Raw genomic sequence first — 16,510 nt, 5'->3', positions numbered from 1 at the left:
GATGGGTCGTGGCGTTTCGCGATGGGCGCGAACGTCGTCGAGAAGTGGCGCAGCAATCGCTGCGAGTATTGACGAAAGCAAGACGGGGAACCGAATGCCGACGATCCAACAGCTGATCCGCAAGCCGCGGCAGCCGAAAGTGCAGCGCTCGAAGTCGCAGCACCTGCAAGGGTGCCCGCAGAAGCGCGGCGTGTGCACGCGCGTCTATACCACGACGCCGAAGAAACCGAACTCCGCCATGCGGAAGGTCGCCAAGGTGCGGCTGACCAATGGCTTCGAGGTCATCTCCTACATCCCGGGCGAAAAGCACAACCTGCAGGAACACAGCGTCGTGCTGATCCGTGGCGGTCGTGTGAAAGACCTTCCGGGTGTCCGTTACCACATCCTGCGCGGTGTGCTGGACACCCAGGGCGTCAAAGACCGCCGTCAACGCCGTTCGAAATACGGCGCGAAGCGTCCGAAGTAAGGAGAGTCCGACATGTCACGTCGTCACGCCGCTGAGAAGCGCGAAGTCCTGCCCGACGCCAAGTATGGCGATCGCGTGCTGACCAAATTCATGAACAACCTGATGGTCGACGGCAAGAAATCGGTCGCCGAGCGCATCGTCTATTCGGCGCTGGACCGCGTCCAGGGCAAGCTGAAGCGCGAGCCGATCGAGGTCTTCCACGAAGCCCTCGACAACGTGAAACCCTCGGTCGAGGTGCGTTCGCGCCGCGTCGGCGGTGCCACCTATCAGGTTCCGGTCGAGGTTCGCCCGACCCGCCGCGAGGCCCTGGCCATCCGCTGGCTGATCACCGCGGCCAAGAACCGCAACGAGCACACCATGGAAGAGCGTCTGGCCGGTGAATTGGCCGATGCCGTCAATGGCCGCGGCACCGCCGTGAAGAAGCGGGAAGACACCCACAAGATGGCCGACGCCAACAAGGCGTTCAGCCACTACCGCTGGTAACGGAAGGAAAGCCCTTAATGGCACGCGAATATCCGCTGGAGCGCTACCGGAACTTCGGGATCATGGCCCACATCGACGCGGGCAAGACCACGACGACCGAGCGCATCCTGTTCTATACCGGCAAGTCCCACAAGATCGGCGAAGTCCATGACGGCGCCGCGACCATGGACTGGATGGAGCAGGAAGCCGAACGCGGCATCACCATCACCTCGGCCGCGACCACGACATTCTGGCAGCGCCACGAAGACACCGATTATGTCGAAGACCAGTCGCAGCGCTGCCGCTTCAACATCATCGACACCCCCGGCCACGTCGACTTCACCATCGAGGTCGAGCGCTCGCTGGCGGTTCTGGACGGCGCGATCTGCCTTCTGGACGCCAACGCCGGCGTCGAGCCGCAGACCGAAACCGTGTGGCGTCAGGCTGACCGCTACAAGGTTCCGCGCATCGTCTTCGTCAACAAGATGGACAAGATCGGCGCGGACTATTTCAACTGCGTGCGCATGATCAAGGACCGCACCGGCGGCACCCCCTGCCCGATCGCCCTGCCGATCGGCGCCGAGGACAAGCTGGAAGGCATCGTCGATCTGGTGAAGATGGAAGAGTGGGTCTGGAAGGGCGAAGACCTCGGCGCAAGCTGGGTCCGTCAGCCGATCCGCGAGGAACTCCAGGACCTGGCCGAGGAATGGCGCGGCAAGATGATCGAGCTTGCCGTCGAGCAGGACGACGCCGCCATGGAAGCCTATCTCGAGGGCGAAGAGCCCGACGAGGCGACCCTGCGCGCGCTGATCCGCAAGGGCACGCTGTCGCTGTCCTTCTTCCCGGTCACCGCCGGCTCGTCCTTCAAGAACAAGGGCGTGCAGCCGCTGCTGAACGCCGTGGTCGACTATCTGCCGGCGCCGACCGACGTTCCCGCCTACCTGGGCTTTGCTCCGGGCGACGAGACCGAGACCCGCAACATCGAGCGTTCGGCCGATGACAACCAGCCCTTCTCGGGCCTGGCGTTCAAGATCATGAACGACCCCTTCGTCGGTTCGCTGACCTTCACGCGCATCTATTCGGGTTCGCTCAAGAAGGGCGACCAGATGCTGAACTCGACCAAGGGCAAGCGCGAGCGCGTCGGCCGCATGATGATCATGCATGCGATCAACCGCGAGGAAATCGAGGAAGCCTTCGCCGGCGACATCATCGCGCTGGCGGGTCTGAAGGACACCACCACGGGCGACACGCTGTGCGACCCGAACAAGCCGGTGGTTCTGGAGACCATGACCTTCCCCGAGCCGGTGATCGAGATCGCCGTCGAGCCGAAGTCGAAGGCCGACCAGGAAAAGATGGGCCTCGCCCTTCAGCGCCTGTCGGCCGAGGACCCGTCCTTCCGCGTCGAAACCGATCTCGAATCGGGCCAGACCATCATGAAGGGCATGGGCGAACTTCACCTCGACATCCTGGTCGACCGCATGAAGCGCGAGTTCAAGGTCGAGGCGAACATCGGTGCGCCGCAGGTGGCCTACCGCGAAACCATCAGCCAGCCGGCCGAGATCGACTACACGCACAAGAAACAGACCGGCGGCACCGGCCAGTTCGCGCGCGTGAAGCTGCAGATCACCCCGACCGAGCCGGGCGAGGGCTATTCGTTCGAAAGCAAGATCGTCGGCGGTGCCGTGCCCAAGGAATACATCCCGGGCGTGGAAAAGGGTATCAAGTCCGTCATGGACTCGGGCCCGCTGGCCGGCTTCCCGGTGATCGACTTCAAGGTCGCGCTGCTTGACGGTGCGTTCCACGACGTCGACTCCTCGGTCCTAGCCTTCGAGATCGCCTCGCGCGCCGCAATGCGCGAAGGTCTGAAGAAGGCCGGCGCCAAGCTGCTGGAGCCTATCATGAAGGTCGAGGTGGTGACGCCCGAGGAATACACGGGTTCGATCATCGGCGACCTGACCAGCCGTCGCGGCATGGTTCGTGGTCAGGACACCCGCGGCAACGCGAACGTCATCGACGCCTTCGTGCCGCTGGCCAACATGTTCGGCTACATCAACAACCTGCGCTCGATGTCCTCGGGCCGGGCGGTGTTCACCATGCAGTTCGACCATTACGAGGCCGTGCCGCAGAACATCTCGGACGAGATCCAGAAGAAATACGCCTGATCGGAACGGCGGGGCCCCGGCCCCGCCTCTCCACGTTGAGACAACAAGAATCCTAAGGAGCCCTGCTCATGGCAAAGGCAAAGTTTGAACGGACGAAACCGCACGTCAACATCGGGACGATCGGGCACGTTGACCACGGCAAGACGACGCTGACGGCGGCGATCACGAAATACTTCGGCGAATTCAAGGCCTATGACCAGATCGACGGTGCGCCGGAAGAACGCGCGCGCGGCATCACGATCTCGACCGCGCATGTGGAATACGAATCCGAGAACCGCCACTACGCGCATGTCGACTGCCCCGGCCACGCCGACTACGTCAAGAACATGATCACCGGCGCGGCGCAGATGGACGGCGCGATCCTGGTGGTGAACGCCGCCGACGGCCCGATGCCGCAGACGCGCGAACACATCCTGCTGGGCCGCCAGGTCGGCATCCCCTACATGGTCGTCTACCTCAACAAGGTCGACCAGGTGGATGACGAGGAGCTGCTGGAGCTGGTCGAGATGGAAGTGCGCGAGCTTCTGTCCTCCTACGACTACCCCGGCGACGACATTCCGATCATCAAGGGCTCGGCGCTGGCCGCTCTGGAAGGCCGCGACCCGGAAATCGGCGAGAACTCGATCCGCGCGCTGATCAAGGCGGTGGACGAATACATCCCGACGCCCGAGCGCGCCATCGACCAGCCGTTCCTGATGCCGATCGAGGACGTGTTCTCGATCTCGGGCCGCGGCACCGTGGTGACCGGCCGTGTCGAGCGCGGCGCGGTGAACGTGGGCGACGAACTGGAGATCGTGGGCATCCGCGACACCCGCAAGACCACCTGCACGGGCGTCGAGATGTTCCGCAAGCTGCTGGACCGCGGGGAAGCCGGCGACAACATCGGCGCGCTCTTGCGCGGCGTGGACCGTGACGGCGTCGAGCGCGGCCAGGTGCTGTGCAAGCCGGGCTCGGTCAAGCCGCACACGACCTTCGAGGCCGAAGCCTATATCCTGACCAAGGAAGAGGGCGGCCGCCACACGCCGTTCTTCGCGAACTACCGCCCGCAGTTCTACTTCCGCACCACGGACGTGACCGGGACGGTGAAGCTGCCCGAGGGCACCGAGATGGTGATGCCGGGCGACAACCTGAAGTTCGAGGTCGAGCTGATCGCCCCGATCGCGATGGAAGAGAAGCTGCGCTTCGCCATCCGCGAAGGCGGCCGCACGGTTGGCGCGGGCGTCGTGTCGAAGATCCTGAAGTAAGCGCCGGGGCGGGGTCGCAAGGCCCCGCTCGCGCGCCAGAGGCACCGCCGGGTGATCCCCGCAAGGGGATATCGCGGCGGCATGAGCCCGTCCCGCAGGGGGCGGGCTTTCGCGTGGGGGAAGGAGGCGTTGGGTCGGGGTGGATTTCGCCTGACATTGCGGCAGGCATCGGCAAAGCGGGTGTGACCAATGGCTTGGAATGACAAGGTCTTCGACAATCTTGAGCAGATCTATTGGTCGCTGGACAAGGTGGGTCTGCGGCCCGTCAAAGGGAAGATTACAGAGGATGGGCAGGGCTATGTCTTGCCACGCGATCTCCTTCGGCCAGGAGCGGCATTCTACTGTCGGGCGCAAAGCAGTATCGAATGGAAAAGCACACTTCGCGGCAAAGAGGAGTTGCTGAACCAGATCCTTGAAATTGCGTTTGCGATCGCCCCGTGCGCTTTTCTGAACGAAGCGTTCTTTGCTCCTCTAGGGTTCGCTGCAGATGGCCGGATCAGGACAATAGGGCGCGAAGTGCTGGCACGGCATGCAGCCCTGGTTCCCCGGCAGTTCACCCAGCATGACGGTTTCTATGTTGCGGCCAACGCCGTGGTCATGATGGAGATGAAGCTGAGGGCGCGCACTTCGATCGAGCAATATCTGAAGTACTGCACGCTGGTTGCCATGGAAGAACTAACGCACGGTCCGAGAGAGCATCTGGGCCTGGTCTATCTAGTGCCTGCTGCCTCGGTCACGCGCACAAGAAAGGATCTGGGCTTGGACGATCAGGATGCGCTGAAACGCCTTTGGCAGGATCCGCGTGCCTATACCGACAAATCAACCCTGCTGGAACTGCTTGACCGACATATGGAGGCAATCCGCGATGTCGGGGAGAGGTTGCGCACGGTCGTCATCACATGGGACGATTTTCACACGGTGGTAAGACGATTCCTTGAAGCGGCGTCTCGAAGCGGCGATGAGACGCTGGAAAACCTGATGCAAGGTATCTTGGAGCAACTGGAAACAACCCCGGGCTGCGGCCTACGCGGCACCACGTAGTTGCAATTTGCAGCCAGCCGAACCCCGCTTGACGCGCCGGCGGTTTTCCTGCATAGGACCGCATCGCCGCCGTTTTCTCGAGAATCGGGCGGCATCCTGGGCCGGGCCGCCAACCAAGGCGGCCTGCCTTCGTTTTATACGGTCCGACGCTGGCGGGGCATGGTGCGCTGTCAGCCTCTCGACTGGAACTCCCCGTCAGAGGGATGACTATGCAAAGTCAGAATATCCGCATCCGGCTGAAGGCTTTCGATTACCGCGTCCTGGATGCCAGCACGCAGGAAATCGTGAACACCGCCAAGCGCACCGGCGCCCAGGTCCGCGGTCCGATTCCGCTGCCCAACAAGATCGAGAAATTCACCGTTCTGCGCGGCCCGCACATCGACAAGAAATCCCGCGATCAGTGGGAAATCCGCACGCACAAGCGTCTGCTGGACATCGTCGACCCGACCCCCCAGACCGTGGACGCCCTGATGAAGCTCGACCTCGCCGCCGGCGTGGACGTCGAGATCAAGGTGTAAGGAGGCTGACATGCTGCGGACTGGTGTAATTGCCAAGAAGCTGGGCATGACCCGGCTGTTCCTGGAAGACGGGCGTCAGGTGCCCGTGACCGTCCTGCACGTGGACAACGTGCAGGTCATTGCTCAGCGCACGGCCGAGAAAGACGGCTATGTCGCGCTGCAGCTTGGCGCGGGCGAGGCGAAAGCCAAGCGCACGACCGCCGCGCTGCGCGGCCACTTCGCCAAGGCGAACGTCGCCCCCAAGCGCAAGATCGCGGAGTTCCGCGTTGCGGCCGAAAACCTCGTGAACGTGGGCGAAGAGATCATCGCCGACCACTATTTCGCGGGCCAGTATGTCGACATCGCCGGCACCTCGATCGGTAAGGGCTTTGCCGGTGCGATGAAGCGCCACAACTTCGGCGGTCTGCGCGCCTCGCACGGCGTGTCGATCAGCCACCGCTCGCACGGTTCGACCGGCCAGTGCCAGGACCCCGGCAAGGTGTTCAAGGGCAAGAAGATGGCCGGCCACCTGGGTGCCGTGCGCGTCACCACCCAGAACCTGCAAGTCGTGCGCACCGACGCCGAGCGCGGCCTGATCATGGTCAAGGGCTCGGTTCCCGGTTCGAAAGGTGGCTGGGTCACGATCAAGGACGCCGTGAAGAAGCCGCTGGCCGAAACCACGATCTTCCCCGCCGCGACCCGCTCGAAGGCCAAGGAAGCCGCGCGTCTGGCCGAAGAAGCCGCCGCTGCCGCCGCCGCCGAGGAAGAAGCCGCCCGCAAGGCCCAGCTCGAGGCGGAAGCCGCGGCCCAGGCCGCTGCCGAGGCCGAAGCCCAGGCTTCGATCGAGGCCGACAAGGCTGCTGCCGATCCGAACGCCGCGCCCGAAGGAGATGAGAAATGAAACTCGATGTGATCACGCTCGATGCCGGCAAGGCCGGTGACATCGACCTGAGCGATGACATCTTCGGGCTGGAACCGCGTGCGGACCTGCTGCACCGCGTCGTGCGCTGGCAGCGCGCGAAGGCGCAGGCGGGCACCCATTCGGTGCTGGGCAAGTCGGATGTCAGCTACTCGACCAAGAAGATCTATCGCCAGAAAGGCACCGGCGGCGCCCGCCACGGTTCCCGCAAGGCGCCGACCTTCCGTCACGGCGGCACCTACAAGGGCCCGACCCCGCGCAGCCACGCCTTTGACCTGCCCAAGAAGGTTCGGGCCCTGGGTCTGAAGCACGCGCTGTCGGCGAAAGCCTCGGCGGGTGAGCTGGTCATCCTGGACAGCCTGAACCTGGCCGACGCCAAGACCGCCGCCGTCGCGAAAGCGGTCAAGGAAAACGGCTGGAAGCGCGTGCTGGTGATCGACGGTGCCGAAGTGAACGAGAACTTCGCCCGCGCCGCCCGCAACATCGAGGGCGTCGACGTGCTGCCCTCGATCGGTGCAAACGTCTATGACATCCTGCGTCGCGACACGCTCGTGCTGACGCGCGCCGGTGTCGAAGCTCTGGAGGCTCGCCTGAAATGAGCGTGAAACCCGAACATTACGACGTGATCGTCAAGCCGCTGATCACCGAAAAGGCGACGCTGGTGTCCGACGCCAACGCCTATGTCTTTCAGGTGGCCAAGGATTCGAACAAGCCCGCGATCAAGCAGGCTGTCGAAGCCCTGTTCAACGTCAAGGTGAAGGCCGTGAACACGACTATCACCAAGGGCAAGACCAAGCGCTTCAAGGGCCGCCCCGGCGTCCGCTCGGACGTCAAGAAGGCCTATGTGACGCTGGAGGCTGGCAACAGCATCGACGTGTCGACCGGCCTCTGATAGAAGCCTGCGAATCGACGGCCCCGGCAGCGGGGCCGTTCAATTTTTGACTGAAACGGACCAGCTACGGTCCAAAGCAACGGAAGACAGAGAGCATGGCACTCAAGTCGTATAAGCCGACGACGCCTGGCCAGCGTGGGCTGGTTCTGATCGACCGTTCGGAGCTTTGGAAAGGGCGCCCGGTCAAATCCCTCACCGAAGGGTTGACCAAGAACGGCGGCCGGAACAACACCGGACGGATCACGATGCGCCGCAAGGGCGGGGGCGCGAAGCGTCTTTATCGTATCGTCGATTTCAAGCGCACCAAGTTCGATGTTTCGGCGACCGTCGAGCGGATCGAATACGATCCCAACCGCACCGCCTTCATCGCGCTGATCAAATACGAAGACGGCGAGCAGGCCTATATCCTGGCCCCGCAGCGTCTGGCCGTCGGTGACAAGGTCATCGCCGGTTCCAAGGTCGACGTGAAGCCCGGCAACGCGATGCCCTTCAGCGGCATGCCGATCGGCACGATCGTCCACAACGTCGAGCTGAAGCCCGGCAAGGGTGGCCAGATCGCGCGTTCGGCGGGCACCTATGCCCAGTTCGTCGGCCGTGACGGGGGCTATGCCCAGATCCGCCTCAGCTCGGGCGAACTGCGCCTGGTCCGTCAGGAATGCATGGCCACCATCGGCGCCGTGTCGAACTCGGACCACTCGAACCAGAACCTCGGCAAGGCCGGTCGCAACCGCCACAAGGGCATCCGTCCCAGCGTGCGCGGCGTCGCGATGAACCCGATCGACCACCCGCATGGTGGTGGTGAGGGCCGGACCTCGGGCGGTCGTCACCCGGTCACCCCCTGGGGCAAGGGCACCAAGGGCAACAAGACCCGCACGAACAAGGCGACCGACAAATATATCCTGCGGTCGCGTCACGCGAAGAAGGGGCGTTAATCCATGGCACGTTCAGTTTGGAAGGGCCCCTTTGTCGACGCCTATGTGCTTCGCAAGGCGGAAAAGGCCCGCGAATCCGGCAAGTCGGATGTCATCAAGATCTGGTCGCGTCGCTCGACCATCCTGCCGCAGTTCGTCGGCCTGACCTTCGGCGTCTACAACGGCCACAAGCACATCCCGGTCGCCGTGACCGAGGAGATGATCGGCCAGAAGTTTGGTGAATATTCGCCGACGCGGACCTATTACGGTCACGCCGCCGACAAGAAAGCGAAAAGGAAGTAATCGTCATGGGTAAGGAACAAAATCCGCGCCGCGTGGCGGAGAACGAGGCGTTCGCCAAGACCAAGATGCTTCGCACCTCGCCGCAGAAGCTGAACCTGGTCGCGGCGCTGATCCGCGGCAAGAAGGTTGAGAAGGCCCTGGCCGACCTGACCTTCTCGCACAAGCGCATCGCCGTCGACGTCAAGAAGTGCCTGCAGTCGGCCATCGCGAACGCCGAGAACAACCACAACCTCGACGTCGACAACCTGATCGTCGCCGAGGCCTGGGTCGGCAAGAACCTGGTCATGAAGCGTGGCCGTCCGCGCGCCCGTGGTCGTTACGGCAAGATCATGAAGCCGTTTTCGGAAATCACCATCAAGGTGCGTCAGGTCGAGACCATCGAAGCCGGGGAGCGTGCGTAATGGGTCAGAAAGTCAACCCCATCGGGATGCGTCTTCAGGTCAACCGCACCTGGGACAGCCGCTGGTACGCGGACGACAAGGACTACGGCAATCTGCTGCTGGAAGACCTGAAGATCCGCGACTTCATCCATGAAGAAGCCAAGCAGGCCGGCGTCAGCCGCGTCATCATCGAGCGCCCGCACAAGAAGTGCCGCGTCACGATCTATGCCGCGCGCCCGGGTGTCATCATCGGCAAGAAAGGCGCCGATATCGAGACCCTGCGCAAGAAGCTGGCGAACTTCACCGCCTCGGAACTGCACCTCAACATCGTCGAGGTCCGCAAGCCCGAGCTGGACGCCCAACTGGTCGCCGAGTCGATCTCGCAGCAGCTGGAACGCCGGGTGTCGTTCCGCCGCGCCATGAAGCGCGCCGTGCAGAACGCGATGCGCATGGGCGCCCTGGGCATCCGCGTGAACGTCGCCGGCCGTCTGGGCGGTGCCGAGATCGCGCGCACCGAATGGTATCGCGAAGGCCGTGTGCCGCTGCACACCCTGCGCGCCGACATCGACTATGCGCTGTCGGAAGCGACCACCCCCTATGGGATCATCGGTGTGAAGGTCTGGATCTTCAAAGGCGAGATCATGGAGCATGACCCGCAGGCCCGCGACCGCCGCGCCACCGAGGCGCAGGACGGTCCGGCTCCGCGCGGTCCGCGTCGTGACCGCGACGCGCGCTAAGGAGTAGTCAAAATGCTGCAACCGAAACGGACCAAGTTCCGCAAACAGCACAAGGGCCGGATCCACGGCGAGGCCAAGGGCGGTTTCGCCCTGAACTTCGGCTCGTTCGCGCTGAAGGCCACCGAGCCCGAGCGCGTCACCGCCCGCCAGATCGAAGCGGCCCGCCGCGCGATCACCCGCCACATGAAGCGTCAGGGTCGGGTCTGGATCCGGATCTTCCCGGACGTGCCGGTTTCCTCGAAACCGACCGAAGTGCGGATGGGTAAGGGCAAGGGTTCGGTCGATTACTGGGCGGCCCGCGTCCATCCCGGCCGCATCATGTTCGAGATCGACGGCGTGTCCGAAGAGATCGCGCGTGAAGCCCTGCGCCTGGGGGCGAACAAGCTGCCGGTGCTGAGCCGCATCGTCGCCCGCGAAGACTGGTAAGCCCGTCGCGGCCATGTCAGATCAGCGCCCCGCCCGGGAAACCGGCGGGGCGTTTTCCTTGGGAAATACGCGAATCTGCTTGCCAAGACGGGGCCGGGCCTGTATGGGCAAGCCTTCATCACGAAACTCCACCGGAATCAGGGTTGCCCTGGCAGCAGGGGCCCTCCGGTGATGTTGAAAGGACTAGGCGCATGAAAGCGCAGGAACTGAAAGACAAGACGCCGGATCAGCTGAAGGAACAGCTGCTGTCGCTGAAAAAGGAAGCGTTCAACCTGCGCTTCCAGCAGGCCACCGGCCAGCTCGAATCGACCGCCCGCATGCGCGCCGTTCGCCGTGACGTCGCCCGTGTGAAAACCATTCTGAACCAGAAAGCGGCCGATGCCGCGGCGTCGAACTAAGGAGCCGGTCCATGCCCAAACGCATCCTGCAAGGCAAGGTCGTCAGCGACAAGAACGAACAGACCATCACCGTCCTGGTCGAGCGTCGCTTCAAGCACCCGCTGCTGCACAAGACCGTGCGGTCGTCCAAGAAATACCGCGCCCACGACGCGGAGAACCAGTTCAAGGTCGGTGACACCGTTCGCATCGTCGAATGCGCGCCGATCTCGAAAACCAAGCGCTGGACCGTTCTGACCGAGACCGCGGAAGCGGCCCAGGCCTGATCTGACCAGATTAATCGAAACCCTGGGGCCGGTCCTTCCGGTCCCCAAAGGTCGGGAGTAACCCAATGATCCAGATGCAGACCAATCTGGATGTCGCTGACAACTCCGGCGCTCGCCGGGTGCAGTGCATCAAGGTCCTGGGTGGTTCGCACCGTCGCTATGCGTCGGTGGGCGACATCATTGTCGTTTCCGTCAAGGAAGCCATTCCGCGCGGCCGCGTGAAGAAAGGTGACGTCCGCAAGGCCGTCGTCGTGCGCACCGCCAAGGAAGTGAAGCGCGAGGACGGCACCTCGATCCGCTTCGACCGCAACGCCGCCGTCATCCTGAACAACCAGGGCGAGCCGGTCGGCACCCGGATCTTCGGGCCGGTCGTGCGCGAGCTGCGCGCCAAGAACTTCATGAAGATCATCTCGCTCGCGCCGGAGGTGCTGTAATGGCTGCCAAGCTGAAAAAGGGCGACAAGGTCGTCGTGCTGGCCGGCAAGGACAAGGGCAAGCAGGGCGAGATTACCGCAGTGTTCCCGAAAGAGAACAAGGCGGTCGTTGACGGCATCAACATCGCCATCCGTCACACCCGCCAGAGCCAGACCTCGCAGGGTGGCCGCGTGGCGAAAGCCATGCCGATCGACCTGTCGAACCTCGCGCTGCTGGACAAGAACGGCAAAGCGACCCGGGTCGGCTTCCGCGTGGAAGACGGCAACAAGGTCCGTTTCGCCAAGACCACCGGAGACGTGATCTGATGCTGGACCAAGCCAATTACACGCCGCGCCTGAAAGCGCAGTTCCGCGAAACCATTCGCGCTGCGATGAAGGAAGAGTTCGGCTACAAGAACGACATGCAGATCCCGCGTCTGGACAAGATCGTCCTGAACATGGGCATCGGCGAGGCCGTCAAGGACACCAAGAAGGTCAAGCAGGGCGCCGAGGAGCTTTCGCTCATCGCCGGCCAGAAGGCCGTCATCACCAAGGCCAAGAAATCCATCGCCGGCTTCCGCGTCCGCGAGGAGATGCCGCTGGGTGCCAAGGTGACGCTGCGCGGCGACCGGATGTATGAATTCCTGGACCGCCTGATCAACATCGCGCTGCCCCGCGTCCGCGACTTCCGCGGCGTCAAGGGCACGGCTTTCGACGGCCGCGGCAACTATGCCATGGGCCTGAAGGAGCACATCGTTTTCCCGGAAATCAACTTCGACAAGGTCGACGAAGTTCTGGGGATGGACATCATCATCTGCACCACCGCGAAGACCGACGCGGAAGCGAAGTCGCTGTTGAAGCATTTCAACATGCCGTTCAGCAACTGATCGCGGAGGGAAGAAGATATGGCTAAGAAATCCATGGTCGAGCGCGAGAAGAAGCGCGAGCGTCTGGTTCAGAAATACGCCGCCAAGCGCGCTGCCCTGAACGAGGTGATCCACGACCAGTCCCGCCCGATGGAAGAGCGCTTCAAGGCCAGCCTGAAACTGGCTGAACTGCCGCGCAACTCCTCGGCCACGCGTCTGCACAACCGGTGCGAACTGACCGGTCGTCCGCACGCGTATTACCGTAAACTGAAACTGTCGCGGATCATGCTGCGCGAGCTGGGCTCGTTCGGTCAGATCCCCGGCATGGTCAAATCGAGCTGGTAAGGGGGCAACATGTCGATGAACGATCCGCTCGGCGATATGCTGACCCGCATCCGCAACGCTCAGATGCGCGGCAAGTCGACCGTCCGCACGCCTGCGTCCAAGCTGCGCGCTTGGGTTCTGGACGTGCTGAAAGCCGAAGGCTACATCCGCGGCTATGAGGAAACCACGACCGAAGCCGGTCACAAGGAACTGGAAATCAGCCTGAAGTACTACGAAGGCACTCCGGTCATCCGCGAACTGGCCCGCGTTTCGAAGCCCGGCCGCCGGGTCTACGCTTCGGTCAAGGACATCCCGCAGGTCCGCAACGGCCTCGGCGTCTCCATCGTCTCGACGCCCAAGGGCGTCATGTCGGACGCAGCAGCACGCAACGCCAATGTCGGCGGCGAAGTGCTCTGCACCGTGTTCTAAGGAGGGCAGAGATGTCTCGGATTGGTAAAAAGCCGGTCGCTCTCCCCAAGGGCGTGACCGCAGAGATCAAGGGCCAGACGATCGAGGTGAAGGGGCCGAAAGGCACCCGCAGCTTCACCGCGACCGATGACGTGACCCTGGCGCTGGAAGACGGTTCGGTGAAGGTGACCCCGCGCGGCGCCTCCAAGCGGGCTCGCCAGCAGTGGGGCATGACCCGCTCGATGGTCGAGAACCTGACCGTCGGCGTCAGCACCGGCTTCAAGAAAGAGCTTGAAATCCAGGGCGTGGGCTACCGCGCCTCGATGCAGGGCAAAACCCTCAAGCTGGCTCTGGGCTATTCGCACGACGTGAACTTCGAAACGCCTGAGGGCGTGACGATCACGGCGCCGAAGCAGACCGAGATCGTGGTGGAAGGCATCGACCAGCAGCTGGTCGGCCAGGTCGCCGCGAACATCCGCGAGTGGCGCCAGCCCGAGCCCTACAAGGGCAAGGGCATCCGCTACAAGGGCGAGGTCGTCTTCCGCAAGGAAGGCAAGAAGAAGTAAGGGGCGCATGAAATGGCACTGAACAAGAAAGAGCTGTTCCAGAAGCGCCGCCTGCGCGTGCGGAACAAACTGCGGGCCATCGCCAACGGCCGCCCGCGGCTGTCGGTCCACCGGTCGTCCAAGAACATCAGCGTCCAGCTGATCGACGACATCCGGGGGATCACCTTGGCTGCGGCCTCGTCCCTTGAAAAGGACCTGGGCGTGGTCGGCAAGAACAACGTCGAGGCCGCCGCAAAGATTGGCGCGGCGATCGCCGAACGGGCCAAGCAGGCCGGGGTCGAGGAAGTCATCTTCGACCGGGGCGGCTTCCTGTTCCACGGCAAGATCAAGGCGCTTGCCGATGCAGCCCGCGAAGGCGGCCTGAAGTTCTGATCTTGCGGGCGGCGCGTTCCGAAAGGGCGCGCCGCCCCGATGATCCGGGGGCTTGCGCCCACCAGGATTGGACTCAACGGGCGCGGACCGCGCGCCATCGTATAAGGAATGCCTGATGGCAGAACGTGAAAACCGCCGGGGCCGTCGCGAAGAGCGCGAGGAAACCCCGGAATTCGCGGACCGTCTGGTCGCGATCAACCGCGTCTCGAAAACCGTCAAGGGCGGCAAGCGCTTCGGCTTCGCGGCGCTCGTCGTGGTGGGCGACCAGCGCGGCCGCGTCGGCTTCGGCAAGGGCAAGGCCAAAGAGGTCCCCGAGGCGATCCGCAAGGCGACCGAGCAGGCCAAGCGCGGCCTGATCCGCGTCCCGCTGCGCGACGGCCGCACGCTGCACCATGACATCGAAGGCCGCCACGGCGCCGGCAAGGTCATCATGCGCACCGCCGTTCCGGGCACCGGGATCATCGCCGGCGGTCCGATGCGCGCCGTGTTCGAGATGCTGGGCGTCCAGGACGTCGTGGCCAAGTCGCAGGGTTCGCAGAACCCCTACAACATGATCCGCGCCACCATCGACGGCCTGAAGAAGGAAGCCTCGCCCCGCAACGTCGCCCAGCGTCGTGGCAAGAAGGTGGCCGAGATCCTGCCGCAGGACAACAAGCCGGCTGAAGCCGCCGTCGAAGCGTAAGGGAGAGGACACATGGCCAAAACCATCGTCGTCAAGCAGATCGGCTCGCCGATCCGCCGCCCCGCCATCCAGCGCGAGACGCTGAAAGGCCTGGGCCTGAACAAGATGAACCGCACCCGCGAGCTGGAAGACACCCCGGCCGTGCGCGGCATGGTCGCCAAGATCCCGCATCTGGCGGTCATCATCGAAGAGCGCGGCTGAGCCGCCGCCCTTCGGGTTTGTCGAAGAACAGAATGCGCGCCTCGGGTTCTCCGGGGCGCGCGTTTTTCATGACCGGGGGGAGGTCCCCGGGACCCGTTAACCCTTTGCTAAGGGATCGCCGCTAGGCTTGGCCGGATCGCGCCCCGCATAGGAGGTCGGCCGTGTCGCGCAGAGTCGCCTGTTGCCTGTCGCTTATCCTGGCCCTGCTGGCCCAGGCTGCGGCCGCCGGTCCCTGGCCCCGGGCCGAGGATGCGGTCTTTGTTGCGCTGTCGACCGAACGTGACCGCGACGACAACAGCTATTCCAGCCTCTATGCCGAATACGGGCTCAGCCCCCGCAGCACGCTGGGGTTCGAACTGGGCCACAGCAACGCGGGCGAAACCAGCGCCATGGTCTGGTTCCAGCGCGCGCTGGACCGTGGCAGGGGGGCGGATCGCATCGTCCTTTCGACCGGGACGGGCGCCATCCGCCGCGACGGCGAACTGATTCCCCAGGCTCAGGTCGGTGCGGCCTGGGGCAGGGGCCTGGACAGCGTGCCCGGCCTGCGCCGCATTCCCGGCGGCGGCTGGCTGGCGGTGGACGCCCGCGTCAAGGTCGCCGGCGCGATGAAGGACCAGGCCGAGATCGAGGCGCTGGCCGCCCAGGGCGCAGGCCTGCTCAGCTACCTGACGCCGGAAACCGTCGCCAAGGCCGAACTGACGCTGGGCTGGCACGCGACCGACGGGCTGATGCTGGTGAACCAGCTGCGGCTCGAGGAGCGCGACGACACCGGCTTCTCCTCCAAGCTGGTGGTGTCGGTGGTGGGGGACCTGCTGGGGCCGGCCAAGCTGGAGCTGGGGGTGATCGGCCCCCTGTCGGGACAGGGCGAACAGGCCATCAAGATCGGCACCTGGTTCGAGTTCTGACCCCTGGCTTGACCCAGGGGCGCGCAGCCGCTAGAAGCCGCCGGTGCCCTTGCGGGCATCCGACTCAAGCCAAGCAAGAAACGCCGTGTCCGCCCCCTTCGCTTCATGGGGCGCTTCCGGCTTCAGGAGAAGCGATATGAAACTGCATGAACTGCGCGACAACGAAGGCGCCAACCGCAAGAAGAAACGCGTCGCGCGCGGCCCCGGCTCGGGCAAGGGCAAGACCGCCGGCCGCGGCATTAAGGGCCAGACCTCGCGTTCGGGCGTCGCGCTGAACGGCTACGAAGGCGGCCAGATGCCGCTGTACCGCCGCCTGCCCAAGCGCGGCTTCACCAAGCCGAATCGCCTGGACTTCGCGGTTGTGAACCTGGGTCAGATCCAGTCCTTCATCGACGCGGGCAAGCTGGATGCGAAAGCCGAAGTGACCGAGGACGCGCTGGTCGCGGCCGGCGTCACCCGCCGCAAGCTGGACGGCGTCCGGGTGCTGGCCAAGGGCGAACTGACCGCGGCCCTGACCCTGACCGTCGCCGGCGCCTCGAAGGCGGCCGTCGAGGCGATCGAGAAGGCGGGCGGCAAGATCACCCTGACCCGCCCCGCGAAAGAAGACGCCGCCGAGACCGCCTCGGCCGAATAAGCTGTTGAAGGGCGCGCCCGCGCCGCATAGATAGCTGGC

General features: G+C 64.2%; 27 protein-coding genes. All 27 read left to right on the top strand.

Going from position 1 to position 16,510, the window contains the following annotated elements; all coding sequences use genetic code 11:
• The first annotated feature begins 94 nt into the window (after positions 1 to 94).
• The 27 genes from rpsL (at position 95) to rplO (ending at position 16,471) form a co-directional block, all read left to right on the top strand.
• Positions 95 to 466: a 30S ribosomal protein S12 gene (gene rpsL / locus BU28_RS0104795; protein ID WP_022705687.1), complete on the top strand. Its 372-nt coding sequence runs from the start codon at positions 95 to 97 to the stop codon at positions 464 to 466.
• 12 nt (positions 467 to 478) lie between these two features.
• On the top strand, positions 479 to 949 hold the full coding sequence (gene rpsG, locus BU28_RS0104790; RefSeq protein ID WP_028718456.1) for a 30S ribosomal protein S7: 471 nt from the start codon (positions 479 to 481) through the stop codon (positions 947 to 949).
• A 17-nt stretch (positions 950 to 966) separates the two neighbouring features.
• Positions 967 to 3,090, top strand: a complete 2,124-nt coding sequence (gene fusA, locus BU28_RS0104785; RefSeq protein ID WP_028718455.1) for an elongation factor G — start codon at positions 967 to 969, stop codon at positions 3,088 to 3,090.
• A 68-nt stretch (positions 3,091 to 3,158) separates the two neighbouring features.
• Positions 3,159 to 4,334, top strand: a complete 1,176-nt coding sequence (gene tuf, locus BU28_RS0104780; RefSeq protein WP_028718454.1) for an elongation factor Tu — start codon at positions 3,159 to 3,161, stop codon at positions 4,332 to 4,334.
• A gap of 189 nt (positions 4,335 to 4,523) precedes the next feature.
• Complete coding sequence (locus tag BU28_RS0104775) at positions 4,524 to 5,375, top strand: hypothetical protein (RefSeq protein ID WP_028718453.1); 852 nt, start codon at positions 4,524 to 4,526, stop codon at positions 5,373 to 5,375.
• 209 nt (positions 5,376 to 5,584) lie between these two features.
• Positions 5,585 to 5,893, top strand: coding sequence for a 30S ribosomal protein S10 (gene rpsJ, locus BU28_RS0104770; RefSeq protein WP_010400227.1), 309 nt, complete (start codon positions 5,585 to 5,587; stop codon positions 5,891 to 5,893).
• 10 nt (positions 5,894 to 5,903) lie between these two features.
• Positions 5,904 to 6,773 (top strand): 50S ribosomal protein L3, encoded by an 870-nt coding sequence (gene rplC, locus BU28_RS0104765; protein ID WP_036761967.1) that lies wholly within the window; start codon positions 5,904 to 5,906, stop codon positions 6,771 to 6,773.
• Positions 6,770 to 7,390: a 50S ribosomal protein L4 gene (gene rplD, locus BU28_RS0104760; protein ID WP_028718451.1), complete on the top strand. Its 621-nt coding sequence runs from the start codon at positions 6,770 to 6,772 to the stop codon at positions 7,388 to 7,390. Before rplC ends, rplD begins: the two co-directional genes overlap by 4 nt.
• On the top strand, positions 7,387 to 7,683 hold the full coding sequence (locus BU28_RS0104755) for a 50S ribosomal protein L23 (protein WP_028718450.1): 297 nt from the start codon (positions 7,387 to 7,389) through the stop codon (positions 7,681 to 7,683). The genes rplD and BU28_RS0104755 overlap by 4 nt, the downstream gene beginning before the upstream one ends.
• A gap of 95 nt (positions 7,684 to 7,778) precedes the next feature.
• Entirely contained in the window at positions 7,779 to 8,615 is an 837-nt protein-coding gene (rplB, locus tag BU28_RS0104750; RefSeq protein ID WP_028718449.1) for a 50S ribosomal protein L2, read from the top strand.
• 3 nt (positions 8,616 to 8,618) lie between these two features.
• The gene (rpsS, locus tag BU28_RS0104745; protein WP_028713570.1) at positions 8,619 to 8,897 is read left to right on the top strand and encodes a 30S ribosomal protein S19; all 279 of its coding nucleotides are present in this window, start codon (positions 8,619 to 8,621) and stop codon (positions 8,895 to 8,897) included.
• 5 nt (positions 8,898 to 8,902) lie between these two features.
• Complete coding sequence (rplV, locus tag BU28_RS0104740; protein WP_036761965.1) at positions 8,903 to 9,298, top strand: 50S ribosomal protein L22; 396 nt, start codon at positions 8,903 to 8,905, stop codon at positions 9,296 to 9,298.
• Positions 9,298 to 10,014 (top strand): 30S ribosomal protein S3, encoded by a 717-nt coding sequence (gene rpsC / locus BU28_RS0104735; protein ID WP_028718447.1) that lies wholly within the window; start codon positions 9,298 to 9,300, stop codon positions 10,012 to 10,014. The genes rplV and rpsC overlap by 1 nt, the downstream gene beginning before the upstream one ends.
• A 12-nt stretch (positions 10,015 to 10,026) precedes the next feature.
• Positions 10,027 to 10,440, top strand: coding sequence for a 50S ribosomal protein L16 (gene rplP, locus BU28_RS0104730; RefSeq protein ID WP_028718446.1), 414 nt, complete (start codon positions 10,027 to 10,029; stop codon positions 10,438 to 10,440).
• A 191-nt stretch (positions 10,441 to 10,631) separates the two neighbouring features.
• Entirely contained in the window at positions 10,632 to 10,838 is a 207-nt protein-coding gene (rpmC, locus tag BU28_RS0104725; RefSeq protein WP_028718445.1) for a 50S ribosomal protein L29, read from the top strand.
• An 11-nt stretch (positions 10,839 to 10,849) separates the two neighbouring features.
• On the top strand, positions 10,850 to 11,101 hold the full coding sequence (gene rpsQ / locus BU28_RS0104720) for a 30S ribosomal protein S17 (protein ID WP_028718444.1): 252 nt from the start codon (positions 10,850 to 10,852) through the stop codon (positions 11,099 to 11,101).
• 65 nt (positions 11,102 to 11,166) lie between these two features.
• Positions 11,167 to 11,535: a 50S ribosomal protein L14 gene (rplN, locus tag BU28_RS0104715; protein WP_010400243.1), complete on the top strand. Its 369-nt coding sequence runs from the start codon at positions 11,167 to 11,169 to the stop codon at positions 11,533 to 11,535.
• Positions 11,535 to 11,840 carry a 50S ribosomal protein L24 gene (gene rplX, locus BU28_RS0104710; protein WP_028718443.1) on the top strand — a complete coding sequence of 102 codons (306 nt, stop codon included), beginning with the start codon at positions 11,535 to 11,537 and terminating at the stop codon, positions 11,838 to 11,840. The genes rplN and rplX overlap by 1 nt, the downstream gene beginning before the upstream one ends.
• The gene (gene rplE, locus BU28_RS0104705) at positions 11,840 to 12,400 is read left to right on the top strand and encodes a 50S ribosomal protein L5 (protein ID WP_036761963.1); all 561 of its coding nucleotides are present in this window, start codon (positions 11,840 to 11,842) and stop codon (positions 12,398 to 12,400) included. The genes rplX and rplE overlap by 1 nt, the downstream gene beginning before the upstream one ends.
• A gap of 18 nt (positions 12,401 to 12,418) precedes the next feature.
• Positions 12,419 to 12,724: a 30S ribosomal protein S14 gene (gene rpsN, locus BU28_RS0104700; protein WP_028718441.1), complete on the top strand. Its 306-nt coding sequence runs from the start codon at positions 12,419 to 12,421 to the stop codon at positions 12,722 to 12,724.
• Between the two features lie 9 nt (positions 12,725 to 12,733).
• Positions 12,734 to 13,132: a 30S ribosomal protein S8 gene (gene rpsH, locus BU28_RS0104695; RefSeq protein ID WP_028718440.1), complete on the top strand. Its 399-nt coding sequence runs from the start codon at positions 12,734 to 12,736 to the stop codon at positions 13,130 to 13,132.
• Positions 13,133 to 13,143: 11 nt separating this feature from the next.
• Positions 13,144 to 13,677, top strand: a complete 534-nt coding sequence (gene rplF / locus BU28_RS0104690) for a 50S ribosomal protein L6 (protein ID WP_028718439.1) — start codon at positions 13,144 to 13,146, stop codon at positions 13,675 to 13,677.
• Between the two features lie 12 nt (positions 13,678 to 13,689).
• Complete coding sequence (gene rplR / locus BU28_RS0104685; protein WP_036761961.1) at positions 13,690 to 14,049, top strand: 50S ribosomal protein L18; 360 nt, start codon at positions 13,690 to 13,692, stop codon at positions 14,047 to 14,049.
• Between the two features lie 115 nt (positions 14,050 to 14,164).
• Positions 14,165 to 14,731, top strand: a complete 567-nt coding sequence (gene rpsE, locus BU28_RS0104680; RefSeq protein WP_028718437.1) for a 30S ribosomal protein S5 — start codon at positions 14,165 to 14,167, stop codon at positions 14,729 to 14,731.
• 12 nt (positions 14,732 to 14,743) lie between these two features.
• Positions 14,744 to 14,932, top strand: coding sequence for a 50S ribosomal protein L30 (rpmD, locus tag BU28_RS0104675; RefSeq protein ID WP_011747117.1), 189 nt, complete (start codon positions 14,744 to 14,746; stop codon positions 14,930 to 14,932).
• Positions 14,933 to 15,093: 161 nt separating this feature from the next.
• The gene (locus tag BU28_RS0104670; protein WP_051577733.1) at positions 15,094 to 15,837 is read left to right on the top strand and encodes a hypothetical protein; all 744 of its coding nucleotides are present in this window, start codon (positions 15,094 to 15,096) and stop codon (positions 15,835 to 15,837) included.
• 136 nt (positions 15,838 to 15,973) lie between these two features.
• Positions 15,974 to 16,471 carry a 50S ribosomal protein L15 gene (gene rplO, locus BU28_RS0104665; RefSeq protein ID WP_028718435.1) on the top strand — a complete coding sequence of 166 codons (498 nt, stop codon included), beginning with the start codon at positions 15,974 to 15,976 and terminating at the stop codon, positions 16,469 to 16,471.
• Positions 16,472 to 16,510: the final 39 nt, after the last annotated feature.

Origin of the sequence: Paracoccus yeei ATCC BAA-599 (assembly GCF_000622145.1) — a bacterium.
GTDB classification, from domain to species: domain Bacteria; phylum Pseudomonadota; class Alphaproteobacteria; order Rhodobacterales; family Rhodobacteraceae; genus Paracoccus; species Paracoccus yeei.
Note: the sequence above shows the minus strand (reverse complement) of the source record. Positions and strands in the feature narration are given on the sequence as shown.